We start from the raw sequence: 12,357 nt of genomic DNA on the forward strand, positions 1-12,357 counted from the left end.
ATAAAAAATAGAACGATACCAGCATAAACAGCTCGTTCATTTTTATAGGAAAAGCTTTTTTATTTTTTTACTGTTTTCTTTTAGATAACACTTCATTGCCAGAAACAGGATTATTTTCCTTGTTTCATCTGTTGCTTTTCTCCTTATTTCTTTCACTTCTACTTTTCTTTCTCGATACACAACTGAAAGTTAGCACATGCAGAATCCCTTCGCCAATTTTTCTAAATAGTTCTACGATGATATCTTCAATGAACGTTACCTTAGTCCTGACGAGATCTTATTGCCGACTCAGTCCTATCATGCAAAATTTTCTTATTAGACATAAATTCATACCCACGTTTCTTCAGATCCGTAATACTCATATAGGTTTCTGCTTCAACTCCACCGCTGTCTTTATCATGTAATAATTTTTGTTTATGTATATAGGATGAATCCAAGTACATTCGTTTCTGCCTTTGTTCATTTATTTCTGGCCTCTCACCTGTTTGTTTGTTTTTTTGTTCTTTCATTATCAGCTCTAGATTTTTTCTCTCTATAGTTACTTCTCTTCTTTCTAAGTCTACTTCTTTTCTCTCTAAGCATAATTCTCTTTTTTCTAGGTCTGTTTTTCTTTTTTTAAAGTCCACTTCTCTTCTTTCTAGATCTACTTCTTTTCTCTCTAGCTCCACTTTTCTTCTTTCTAGGTTTACTTCTTTTTCAATCATGTCGATTTTGTTTAAATCAAGCTTTAATTTATTTCTGTAAGTTTTTAATTTTTGTCTTTTATATTTATATTTTAGACGTTCAACTTGCGCTTTTGTACTAATTTTCAATTCTTGCCTGTTTGTATTCCTATTACCTGACACATTGGATATGCTTCTCTCTAGATTTTGCTTTTTTCTCGCCCGATTCGACGGCATTTTTGCCGTATCATCGGATTGCTTCTGTCTTAAATCTTTTTGTTTTTCTACAGTTTTTATCGGCGTTGATTTTACGCTTTCCTTTTGAAAAGCATTTGTCTTCTTTTTGATAGACTGCCTTATTTCATTTCCTGTTAGTTTCTTTTTTTTGATTAGTTCTTGTTTGACAAATTTTACTAATTTTGGAGGAACATGGCTAGATCTAGCAACCTTTGTTACACTTGTCACTCTGAGTAGTTCACGTTCAATATGACGTCTTTGATTTACGGTTAACACCAATTTAGTTTTTTTTCTCATTTTCTTTCCCCTTTTTTTGGATTAAACGTTTGATTGCTTTGAGCATAACCGATTCTTGGAACAAACAAGCCATCATTATTTCTTCATTTAGAAATAGTTGTTCTGATTTAAGATGACAAAAAAACAAGTTAGGATTCACAAAAATTTGTGAGTCCTAACTTGTTATGAAGAGAACATTCTTTTTTAGTGTATATATACAACTACTTTTCTCTAATCATGGAACGATCATATTGAAAATAGTTCCGTTGCTTCATCTGGATCTGTGTCATAGACATCAAAGTCATAACCAACACCTAGATCTTTTTCTTTAAGGACATTTTCCATGGTTAAATGCGCAAGTTCTTTCATATTGTTTTCTTTACTTAAATGTCCCAGATAGATTCGTTTTGTTCGGTCACCAATCACATCCGTCATGACTAGCGCCCCGTCTTCATTAGAAAGATGGCCTCGATCCCCTAGAATCCGTTGCTTTAGATTCCACGGATAAGGTCCCATGCGAAGCATTTCCAGATCATGATTGCTTTCCATAAGATAGCCATCTGCATTCTTGATGATCCCACGCATACGATCATTACAATATCCGGTATCTGTCAACATGACAAATGACCGATTTTCTTTATAGAAACGATAAAATTGAGGTGCTGCTGCATCGTGTGATACCCCAAAACTTTCAATGTCTAGATCGCCAAAAGTTTGAACCTTCCCCATTTCAAATAAATGTTTTTGCTCAATTGGAACCCTTCCGATCAATGGCGACATCGCTTCCCAAGTTTTCTCATTGGCAAAGACATCTAAATGATACTTTCTCGCTAATACACCCACCCCATGAATATGGTCTCGATGTTCATGTGTTACTAAAATCCCATCTAATTGGTCAGGTGTCCGATCAATCTGTGCCATTAAAGAAGTAATTTTTTTTCCGCTGAGTCCAGCATCCACCAGAAGTCGTTTTTTATCACTTTCAATATAAAGTGAATTTCCAGAGCTTCCGCTTGCTAGGATACTGATTTTGAAAGCTGGTTTTTCTTCAGCCATTTCACTACTTCCCTTCTTACTTTGTAAACTTTTTTCATTATACCTACTTTTTTAATGATCTTCCACCTTTGGAATCGTATTATTTGTAATAATTGTATTACTGAATGCATTGACTGATTCAACTTGCGTTACTTTATCAGCTGTTTCGATTGCTACATACCAGATAGGTACATAAACATTTTTTTCACGTACTTTAAGAATACAGGAGTACGCCAATTGTCGCCATAAAATCTTTGAACCTCGGGAAATTTTGTTATTTATATACAATGTTTTGATTGCATCTTCTTCTGTGTGTAATTCTGTTTTCTCACGTAGCTGTTCAATACCTGAAAGATGTGTCTGGGTGTATTTGGTGACTGCGTAGCGGTTATCTACCTTATCCAATGAAAATACGATTTTCGCTGTGTCATCATAGAAAGGTAAGCCTTCGTACACTTGACTTGCTTCAATTTCAGGAGAGTCTCCACCTAGTGTCGAGAAATGCTTCATATACATATAATCAGTGCCAAACAATACATCCTCTTTATTAGCTAAAAGATCCTCAACAGAATGACCTAACTGATCAGGATCAAACGTACTCTTTTCTGATTCTGATTCTGTTTCTGATAACGTCTTTGTTAGCACGTCATCATTTAATACGACCCCACTACTTAGCAAACCTTTTTTATCTGAATTACGGCGATAATCCGTCAGCACATTGCTAAGATCTGTTTCTTCTGCACTAAGATAATACCCTTGACGACTTTCAGAGGAGATCTTCCCTGTATATGAGATGTCATCACTGGCAAGGCGTTGCTGGATCGATTCTGTTTGATCAGAGCGAATAACATTGTTTTCTTGATTTACAGCATCATGGTAACTACTGAATAAGAAAATGTTAAGACCTAAAAAGGCAACGAAAAAGATCCATTCAATCTTTTTGAAATCCATTTATTTCGCCTCCGATCCAGGTAACCTTACAAGCAACTCACTTACGGAATACCATTGTTCTTGATATTTCACATACCATTCTGGCAATAGATCGACGACACGATTCGTTTCTTTGATATTTTGCCATGTATACCCCACGATGATCGATTGGATTTTCCCTTTATCTGCACCTTTATCGACTAAATTTTGAATAACATTTTCTGTATTCGGTAATTCTACTTCCTCATCAGAAGGGATCGGCACTTGGATCGTATTCAAACTTGTTTGGATATTCACCTCTGACCCGCCGGAATCATCACCAATCTCAATTCCAACCTGTCCCTTACTATCCGAACCAAAGACGGGGAATCCTTCTACAAATATCCGATAATCGATTTTATTTTCCTTACGATCAAAGTAGCGCATATTACCAAGAGAACTACCTAGCTTACTAATGTAAGGGAAACTTTCGGAAAAAATATCGCCAGAGGCTTCTTCCGGAGTTTCTCCCCGAAAATCAACGACTTGTGTATCCGAGTGGATCGACATCGTTTCATTTCTATCATAGAAAATCAATTCACTGCTCTCATCATTATTCTTTACTTCGTCAGGTTTTTGAAAAAAAGCATTTCGAAATACTGTATATGGTTGTTGTGACAAGATGTAACTATATTTCTTCAGTTTAACCGGATTTTTTGTATCATACTGCGTTGGCATGATAGATGGTTCAGTATTCATTTCTGTCCATTTAATCCCTGTAGCTTTTAATTCTTTCTCTAGATCCGACCAATCGATCGAAATACTCGCCTCATAAATCGTGTGATCAGAATAATTAATAAAACGTACTTTATCCTTTTTCTCATCAAATTGGATACGATTGAAATAAGACGTATCATCTTCCTTGGTAATTGCTGAAATATCAAAATTCAAATGAAAGGCATCTTTATATTCGCTTAAAAGCAAAGGTGCATTATACGTAAGTTCGACACCCTCATCAATTGTTTTTGTCTGATTGAACTTTTCTAAGTTTCCAGAAACTACTTCAGAAAGTCGACCAAATCTTGCCCCTTCAACGACCGTTTGTAAACGGGTAATAAGATTCTCACTGTTTGTTTCTTTCAGCGATCCAGCATTTATCCAAGTTAGATGCAACGGTAGAAATACCTCTGATGCTTTACGATAATTTTGAGATTCCACTACTTGAGAGCTAGTTTCATCGACATTGATCGATGTCTTTCCTGCTGGGCTTAACCAAATGGCATAAGAGAAATAGATGCTTAAAGCAATCATCAAAATCAGTCCGATCCGAACAACTTTTTCAGATATTTTCATTCCCACCATTCCTCCTCATAAGGTTCATATGGTAAAGAAATATAGAAAGTTGAACCTTGTCCTTCTTTACTTTCTGCCCAGATTGCACCACGATGTGCTTTTATCACTTCTCTTGAAATCGCAAGACCCAGCCCAGTTCCTCCTTGGGCTCTTGCTCGTGCTTTATCAACACGGTAGAAGCGCTCAAAAACTCGGTTCAAGTCTTTTTTAGGAATCCCTAGCCCTTGGTCTGTAATACTTAAAATCACATTATTGTGTGTTTCTAGTAATCGACAGGTGATTGTTCCACCATCTGGAGAATATTTGATTGCATTATTCATGATATTATCCACCACTTGAATGATCTTGTCTGTATCGATTTCCACCCATAAATCTCTTTGGGTAAATTCTCTTTTGATCCGATAATTTTTTTCCTGATTACCAACCATCATATCAAATCGGTCAAGTACAAAATTGACTAGTTCATTGAAATTCACATATTCTAGTTGAAGTTGCGTATTTCCTGTATCCATCCTTGAAAGATTTAGCAGATCATTGATCATCCGAATCATCCGATCCGTTTCATCTAGCGTAACTTTTAAAAAGTTAGGGGCAACTTCTTCGTCTTTCCAAGCACCTTCACTTAATGCTTCGATATAACTGCGCATACTTGTCAATGGTGTCCGCAATTCATGTGAAACATTCGATACGAACTCACGTCGTTCTCTTTCTGTTTTTTCTTGCTCTGTGACATCGTGAAGAACCGCAACTAAACCACTGATAAATCCAGATTCTCTGCGGATCATCGAAAATTCTACGCGTAAAATCATTTGATCACTTTCCATCAATCCCGTTGAACGGTCGAGAACCATTTCATTCGGATCTTCCAACAATTTTCGTAACGTATACTCTTCTTCAATATCCAGTAATGTTAAGATCGACTGTCCGATCGCCTCTTCATTTTTTACATCCAACAATGAGATCGCCATATCATTGATCGTGATCACCTTGCCTCGACGGTCTGTGGCAATTACTCCATCTGTCATATGAGAAAGGACGCTATCTAGCCGATTTCTTTCAGCTTCCATCGTATCTTGTGCTTCTTCGATACGTTCAGCCAATTGATTGAATGTATCAGCCAGTTGCCCCAATTCATCTTGACCATGGACTTTGACTTTCCGACTATAATCTCCTCGGGCGATCCGAATCGCTTGCTCACGCATCTCTCCGATTGGTTGGGTGATGGAACGCGCGACTAGGACGGAAACGATCATAGAGATAAATGCAGCAATCAATGAGGCAGTGAAAAAGATAAGTGCGGTATTATTGATTTCTGAATATTTTTGTTCGATATTGCTTTTGACGTAAAGAGCCCCGATAACGGCATCACCGGTCGGGGATAGGATAGGTTGAATATTGATGTTCACCCGCTTATCGTCATTATCGAGTGCTACATAGCGTTTGGTTGTGAAGTCATTGATATCGACATAATCATTTTTTTTACCAATAGAACTCTGCTCACTCACATCTGTTGTCCCACGTATGATCCCTTTTTCGTCCACCACACGCATCTCCAGAATATCACTAGATGCACTCGTTTCAATAAATCGCTTGATATTCGCATTTACTTCGTCTGTATCTGCGCTATCTTTACGATTCAACTCAGGGCTGATCGTAGTTGCTAATGATTCAACCGTCTGATTCATATCTTTGATAAACGTATTGATCGTTGAACGTTCCAGTCCTCGGATGAAATACGCTCCAATAATTTCAATAGAGATCAGCAAAATCAAAATAAATGTAATGGCTATTTTAAAATTGACTGATCGAAAAAAGCGGACTTTCCTTTTCATCAACTACTCCTGTTCTTGGTTACGTAAATAGTAACCGACACCTCGACGCGTCACTAGATAATTAGGGTGACTCGGATTATCTTCAATTTTTTCGCGTAAACGTCGTACCGTAACGTCCACTGTTCGTACATCCCCAAAATAGTCATAACCCCAAACAGTTTGTAATAAGTGTTCACGGGTCATTACCTGTCCAATATGTTTGGCTAAATAAAAGAGCAATTCAAATTCGCGATGCGTCAATTCGATCGTTTCTCCTCGCTTGGTTACCATGTACGCATCTGGATGGATCGTCAAATCGCCGATCACTAATTCTGACGGCGTTTCTTCCTCTACTTCTTTAGATGCAGTTGCTCCTCTGCGAAGATTTGCTTTGACCCGAGCGACTAACTCACGATTAGAAAACGGCTTGGTGACATAATCATCTGCGCCTAATTCTAGACCTAAAACTTTATCGATTTCAGAATCCTTTGCCGTTACCATAATGATCGGCATATCGTAAGTTTTGCGTACTTCACGAGCCACTTCCAGCCCATCCATTTTTGGCAACATCAAATCCAGTAAAATCAAATCAGGTTCTACCTCAGTCACTTTTTCCAAGGCTTCTTCCCCGTCATAAGCAGTGTAAACATCATAGCCTTCTTTGGCTAAATTAAATTTGACGATATCCGAAATCGGTTTTTCGTCATCGACAACTAAAATCTTTTTCATAAAGAGCCACCTCTTTTTTATTTATTGTCATACTCTTCTATTATAACTTATTTCCGAATATGTTTCATCTCTGTAAAAAACAAGGTCTCAAAAGCCTAAAAAAAGGTGGAACAAAAGTAAAAACCACTTTTGTCTCACCTCTAAATTCGACTAATCGATGACTATGGCAAACACTTTTCTAAGAATAAAGCGAAAATCCTCAAAATTTTAAGAATAATTTCTTGACCTTTATTCCTTTGAACCTTAGCATTTCCATTTTCGATTTTTCAAACGAATATTTCTGTTTCTCGCTTCTACAGTTTCTTGCTGTCATCACTCAGAATGACACTGACCTCACATCAAACTTCGATGGTATCTAGATCTTCGGTTTCCAAGAGGTATTTTGCTACAAGTGCCGCAATGATTCCCCCGACGATTGGTGCTACTACGAATACCCAGACTTGATTCAATGCTTGTCCACCTACTAAGAATGCTGGTGCTAGACTACGAGCTGGATTGGCAGACATTCCAGTCAATGGTACGCCCACGAAATGGACTAGTGTCAATGTCAATCCAATAACGATTCCTGCTAGTCTACTGTTTCCTTTGCTTGGACTTGTCACTGTCATGATCACTAATACAAAAATAAATGTGAGGATGATTTCAACTGCCAAGGCACCACCTACACCCATTTCAAATGTATTTTGCCCTAGATTGTCGACACCTTTACCAGCAGAATCTAATATGCCCGCCAAGGATAATGACGCCGCAAAAGCCCCAACGATTTGTCCCACCATATAATAAAATAATTCAGTTGTTGTAATGCGTTTGTTCAACCACATTGCAATTGAAACAGCTGGGTTCAGATGTGCACCTGAAATCGTTCCGATACTATATGCTGCTGCAATGATCGTAAAACCAAAAGCCAAGGCAATCCCAGTAGTACCGACGATTCCTGAAGCACCACCGCCTAGTACAGCCGCTCCCGTTCCTACAAAAACTAAAATATACGTACCAATAAGTTCTGCAATTCCTTTTTTCATAAAAAAACACCTTCGCTTCTGATTATAACATTTTCTGCAAACTTTCAATAACACATATCATTAAATATGGTGTCATTTAGAAAATGTCCTTCTTACGTAGCTCCTTTATTGGAAAGCTTCGCAAAAAAACACCAAGAAAATAGTTTGTCCTTCACAGATGGATTTCCAACCTGACTTTTTCGAAAGACTTCTTCACTACATTCTTGGTATTCTTTTCAACGATTGTTTAGTTTCCCAAAACTTGTATTCCTACACCTAGCAATCCCGGCCCTGTATGGACAACTAACGCTGGAGAGATTTGTCCAAAGTAAACGTGCTGTGCTTGAGGAAATTCAGTTTTTAGTCTTTCCACCATTACTATGGCTTCCTCTTTCGCATCACCATGTGCAACCGCTAGATTGAACACTTTAGCTGTGCCAATTCGTTCGCGCACATAGCCAACTGTTTTATCTAAACTTTTCTTACGACCTCTTGCCTTGCCAACAGTATAATAAATGCCTTCATCGTTACAAGAGATGATGGGGTTTAGTTTTAACGCATTCCCAAGGATAGAAGCAACCAAACCGATACGTCCACCTTTTTGCAGATATTCTAAAGTCGCTACATTGAAGAACACTTTTGTGTGCTCAACTAGTTCGTTCAACTTGTCGATCAATGTCTGCCATTCGACTCCTTCTTCTAACCACTTTGCTGCTTGGATCGCAGAGAAACCTGCTCCGATTCCAATGTTCTTCGTATCTAATACATACGCTTCCAATTCTTCTTGCTGTTCTGCAATCAGTCGCACGATATTGAAAGTACCACTTAACCCACTAGAAATAGTAATAGCTAACACTTTATCGTAACCATCTGCTTTGATCTTTTCAAAAATCTTAGTGATCGTTTCTCCGTCTGGTAGAGAGGTTCCAGGAATTTCTTGCGGTAATCTTTGATAGATCTCTTCTGGCGTAATATCGACTTTATCTGTATAAACTTTATCTTTATAGATGATTTTTAATGGGATAACATACATCTGATATTTTTCAATCAATTCTTGTGGTACATCTGTACCAGAATCTACTAAAATAGCAATTTTATTTTTCATTTTTTTTCTCCTCAATTAAATACTCTGTTTCTAAGCTAATCGTCTTTTCTGCCAATAACTTCATAGCAAAAGACAACGTGGCAGACCGAACAGCAATATATTCCACCGGCGTTTCTTGATCAACGAACGGTGGATAATTTTCTCCTTGCGCTAGTCGGCTGACCATTTTGACCGCAGTTTCTTGTTCAGAGCAGAATAAATTATAGGCTTCACGGATTCCTACTGTTTTCCCTTGAAATAAAATACCTTCCTTGATTTCAGGAATCGTCAAGACCTGTTTCAAAGTCGTGATCGCAATCAAAAATGCCACATGTTCTTTGTTATATCTTTTCTTGACAGGCGCTGGTATCAACCCAAGTTTCACATAATTATTGACCATTGATGAGGTGAGTAAAGGATGCTTTTCTCCTTGAATGACTGGAGAAAGATAGCGATCGACTAATGTTCTCACTTGATCCATATAAAGATCTAAATCAGGAAGTTCTTCCCAATGTGGCAAGTGGAAATCTTCTAGGTCTTTTCCCCACTCGATTAATTGTTGCTTCATCTTTTCCATGGTTTTATCTCCCTCTTTTGTTTTCATTTACATCTTATCAAAGTTATCAAAAACATTCAATCTAGTTACCTTAACTAGATGAAAAGTTTATATTAATTTTGTATTTTAAAAAAATATTGAGAAAAAAACAAATACAATTGCCCACTTATTATGACTAACTAACCGAATAACCGACCTCCTCTATATCAAGAAGCCTTTTATGCATAAGCTTTCAATCTCCCATGGTAAAATGTACCTGAACGGAGGGAACGAGAATGCTTTCAACAGATAAATATTTCCAAGGGGAACAAAGAAAATATCCTTTTTTTGAAGGATGGTATTTTAAGCAACAAATCGAAAAAGACGTTTATGCCTTTATTCCCGGTTATTCAGTTGGGAAAGATGGCCTGAAATATCCCTTTATCCAAGTCATCAATCATAAGCATTCCGAAATGTTCTATTTTGAACCTCAAGATCTATGGATCAAAGAAGATCAATTATTTGTTAAGATCGAGACAAATGTATTTAGTGAAAAAGGACTTTCTCTGTCATTAAAAGGTCCGAACTTAACAATCCAAGGGACGATCACATTTGGCGATTTTACTGTGCTAAACAAATCAACCTATTCTCCCAGTATTATGGGGCCTTTTTCTTATCTCTCATTTATGGAGTGTTACCATGGCATCTTAAGTATGAGGCATTCTTTAAAGGGAACTTTGGTATGGAATGGAAAAATCATTGATTTTACGAACGGTATTGGTTATTTGGAAAAAGATTGGGGCAGTTCTTTTCCAGCTACGTATCTCTGGGCGCAATGTAATCAGTTTGCGACTTCCGAAGCGAATTTTTTCTTTTCTGCAGCAGAAATCCCCTTTATGGGTAGTCACTTTTTAGGTATCATCTCTGTATTGCATTATCACGGGAAAGAATATCGTTTTGCTACTTATTATGGTGCCAAGATCATGGACATCTTCTGTGAAGAAAACCAGTTGATTATAATAATCAAGCAAAAACAATATATATTACAGATCAAAGTCCTGCAAAACGGTGGTCATCCATTGATAGCTCCTCATAAAGGACTGATGAATCGTGTCATTCGGGAAAAAGCTAGTACTGAGATGACAGTGACTTTACAAAAGAACAAACAGATTCTGTTTCATCAGTCAGGAATCGCTGCCGGATTCGAACAAGTCGGGAATTTGCGTGGATACACTTACTGATAAAGCAACCAGAATGAACAAAAAGTCACCATTGAAAGTAAACTTTCAGTGGTGACTTTTCTCTTTGTTTCTTTAAGCATCGTTAAGATTAGGAGACCCGCCGCGGGTAACGGCGGGAAGGAGTAAAAAAATGAAAAAGTGTTAGGGTTTGCTCTCTTACAAGAACTTTTGTTGGTTGGTATACTTATATAATAGGGGGCATTTATGAATAATCTATGAATGATTTCCTATAAAGAAGTAAAGTTTTTTTTGAATTTTTACAAACGCAGACTTGCATTTTAAAATCCATAGTGCTACTATTATAAAGTACTTTTCATACGGGCCGTTAGCTCAGTTGGTAGAGCAGCTGACTCTTAATCAGCGGGTCGCGGGTTCGAGCCCCTCACGGCCCATTGGGTGCCAAACCCACGTCATCAGTACATCTTTGGCTACTTCGGTAGTTTCGAAAAAGATGTACGTGATGACATTTTTTTGTTTTCGGGTAGGATTTTCGGGTATTCACTTATTCTTACTTGCGTTTGATTCGATGTTCTATACTTCTTGAGGATACCTCTTAGCAAAACTAACGTTATACTATTTTTGCAATGCAATTATTTTTTGAATCGTCTGTAGTACCCCTTGTTCATCATTTGATCGAGTGATGAAATTCGCTGCTGCTTTTGTTTCCTCAAAAGCATTTCCCATCGCAAAACTGTACGTAGCAGCATTCAACAATTCGATATCATTTAAACCATCACCAAATGCCATCGTTTCTTCCTTGGTGACCCCTAACAGTTTTTGCAATTCCTTCACTGTCGTTCCTTTATGCACACCCGCATTTGAAATATCGATCCATGCGGCTTCAGAAGCAACGATATACGCCTGTTCTTTGAACTCCATCAGTTCCTTTACATACTCAAAACATCTTTTCTTTCTATCATAGACAGTGATTTTCACAAAATCTTCGGTTATTTTATGAAGCGCTTCTACCAATTGAACTTCTCGATAGGAACCTCTCACCATCTGTTTGTCCTCTTCAGACGTAGTTTCTTTGATCATCGCTGCAGTCGGCGTACAAGCAATGATAGTATAATCATTGGCAATTTCTTCTAATTTATTGATCAGTTTGATTCCAAGATTATTCGGCAACAACGATTCGTAAACGTATTCATTATTGTGCTTGATACGTGTCGCACTATCACCTAAGATCCATAAATCCTTAGAAAGTTCTGGTCCAAAAAGTTCTTCTACACGTTCACATTGTTTTCCTGTACAAGGAGCAAAGTAAATCGCTTGTTCATCCATCGATCCTTTTACCTGTTCATAAAGCTCCTTATCGAAGCTACCCTTACTATCCAAAAATGTTCCGTCTAAATCAGTCAATATCAATTTGATCATGTTCTACTCTCTCCTACCTCACTAAAATGTCCTTCTTTCTCAGTGTAACAACTGGCAGCAACAAGTCAATCCATGCTCAGATTTTTGCAACCTCATTTACAAAAAAA

General features: G+C 37.6%; 11 protein-coding genes and 1 tRNA gene. 2 read left to right on the forward strand and 10 right to left on the reverse strand.

The window, feature by feature from the left end; translation table 11 throughout:
• Positions 1–260: 260 nt before the first annotated feature.
• The 9 genes from DVW83_RS04780 to DVW83_RS04820 all read right to left on the reverse strand — a co-directional run bounded on the left by DVW83_RS04780 (position 261) and on the right by DVW83_RS04820 (position 9,674).
• On the reverse strand, positions 261–1,196 hold the full coding sequence (locus DVW83_RS04780; RefSeq protein ID WP_104661941.1) for a hypothetical protein: 936 nt from the start codon (positions 1,194–1,196) through the stop codon (positions 261–263).
• Positions 1,197–1,421: 225 nt separating this feature from the next.
• On the reverse strand, positions 1,422–2,231 hold the full coding sequence (locus DVW83_RS04785; RefSeq protein WP_104661940.1) for an MBL fold metallo-hydrolase: 810 nt from the start codon (positions 2,229–2,231) through the stop codon (positions 1,422–1,424).
• Positions 2,232–2,282: 51 nt separating this feature from the next.
• Positions 2,283–3,161 carry a two-component system regulatory protein YycI gene (locus DVW83_RS04790; RefSeq protein ID WP_104661939.1) on the reverse strand — a complete coding sequence of 293 codons (879 nt, stop codon included), beginning with the start codon at positions 3,159–3,161 and terminating at the stop codon, positions 2,283–2,285.
• Complete coding sequence (locus tag DVW83_RS04795; RefSeq protein WP_104661938.1) at positions 3,162–4,472, reverse strand: YycH family regulatory protein; 1,311 nt, start codon at positions 4,470–4,472, stop codon at positions 3,162–3,164.
• Positions 4,469–6,304, reverse strand: coding sequence for a cell wall metabolism sensor histidine kinase WalK (gene walK / locus DVW83_RS04800; RefSeq protein WP_005878932.1), 1,836 nt, complete (start codon positions 6,302–6,304; stop codon positions 4,469–4,471). Before walK ends, DVW83_RS04795 begins: the two co-directional genes overlap by 4 nt.
• A 3-nt stretch (positions 6,305–6,307) precedes the next feature.
• A complete protein-coding gene (yycF, locus tag DVW83_RS04805) occupies positions 6,308–7,012 on the reverse strand; it encodes a response regulator YycF (protein WP_005878934.1) in 705 nt (234 codons plus the stop codon).
• Positions 7,013–7,350: 338 nt separating this feature from the next.
• Complete coding sequence (locus DVW83_RS04810; protein WP_104661937.1) at positions 7,351–8,034, reverse strand: MIP/aquaporin family protein; 684 nt, start codon at positions 8,032–8,034, stop codon at positions 7,351–7,353.
• 226 nt (positions 8,035–8,260) lie between these two features.
• Positions 8,261–9,118, reverse strand: coding sequence for a DegV family protein (locus DVW83_RS04815; RefSeq protein WP_137239086.1), 858 nt, complete (start codon positions 9,116–9,118; stop codon positions 8,261–8,263).
• Positions 9,108–9,674 (reverse strand): DUF1836 domain-containing protein, encoded by a 567-nt coding sequence (locus tag DVW83_RS04820; RefSeq protein WP_137239088.1) that lies wholly within the window; start codon positions 9,672–9,674, stop codon positions 9,108–9,110. The genes DVW83_RS04815 and DVW83_RS04820 overlap by 11 nt, the downstream gene beginning before the upstream one ends.
• Before the next feature lie 254 nt (positions 9,675–9,928).
• On the opposite strand from DVW83_RS04820, the gene DVW83_RS04825 reads away from it, so the two are divergent.
• Both DVW83_RS04825 and DVW83_RS04830 read left to right on the forward strand, forming a co-directional pair.
• The gene (locus tag DVW83_RS04825) at positions 9,929–10,873 is read left to right on the forward strand and encodes a tocopherol cyclase family protein (protein ID WP_123862656.1); all 945 of its coding nucleotides are present in this window, start codon (positions 9,929–9,931) and stop codon (positions 10,871–10,873) included.
• Positions 10,874–11,192: 319 nt separating this feature from the next.
• A tRNA-Lys gene (locus tag DVW83_RS04830) sits at positions 11,193–11,265 on the forward strand.
• Positions 11,266–11,446: 181 nt separating this feature from the next.
• Here the strand turns inward: DVW83_RS04830 and DVW83_RS04835 are convergent.
• Positions 11,447–12,250: a Cof-type HAD-IIB family hydrolase gene (locus tag DVW83_RS04835; protein WP_104661935.1), complete on the reverse strand. Its 804-nt coding sequence runs from the start codon at positions 12,248–12,250 to the stop codon at positions 11,447–11,449.
• Positions 12,251–12,357: the final 107 nt, after the last annotated feature.

It is taken from the genome of Enterococcus sp. VV15 (assembly GCF_005236045.1).
In the GTDB taxonomy this organism is placed as follows: Bacteria; Bacillota; Bacilli; order Lactobacillales; family Enterococcaceae; genus Enterococcus_B; species Enterococcus_B durans.

Coding starts and splice junctions, on each gene's coding strand:
- DVW83_RS04815 (WP_137239086.1), bottom strand. CDS start 9,118: ATGAAAAATAAAATTGCTATTTTAGTAGATTCTGGTACAGATGTACCA.
- DVW83_RS04780 (WP_104661941.1), bottom strand. CDS start 1,196: ATGAGAAAAAAAACTAAATTGGTGTTAACCGTAAATCAAAGACGTCAT.
- walK (WP_005878932.1), bottom strand. CDS start 6,304: ATGAAAAGGAAAGTCCGCTTTTTTCGATCAGTCAATTTTAAAATAGCC.
- DVW83_RS04835 (WP_104661935.1), bottom strand. CDS start 12,250: ATGATCAAATTGATATTGACTGATTTAGACGGAACATTTTTGGATAGT.
- DVW83_RS04820 (WP_137239088.1), bottom strand. CDS start 9,674: ATGGAAAAGATGAAGCAACAATTAATCGAGTGGGGAAAAGACCTAGAA.
- DVW83_RS04810 (WP_104661937.1), bottom strand. CDS start 8,034: ATGAAAAAAGGAATTGCAGAACTTATTGGTACGTATATTTTAGTTTTT.
- DVW83_RS04825 (WP_123862656.1), top strand. CDS start 9,929: ATGCTTTCAACAGATAAATATTTCCAAGGGGAACAAAGAAAATATCCT.
- DVW83_RS04795 (WP_104661938.1), bottom strand. CDS start 4,472: ATGAAAATATCTGAAAAAGTTGTTCGGATCGGACTGATTTTGATGATT.
- yycF (WP_005878934.1), bottom strand. CDS start 7,012: ATGAAAAAGATTTTAGTTGTCGATGACGAAAAACCGATTTCGGATATC.
- DVW83_RS04790 (WP_104661939.1), bottom strand. CDS start 3,161: ATGGATTTCAAAAAGATTGAATGGATCTTTTTCGTTGCCTTTTTAGGT.
- DVW83_RS04785 (WP_104661940.1), bottom strand. CDS start 2,231: ATGGCTGAAGAAAAACCAGCTTTCAAAATCAGTATCCTAGCAAGCGGA.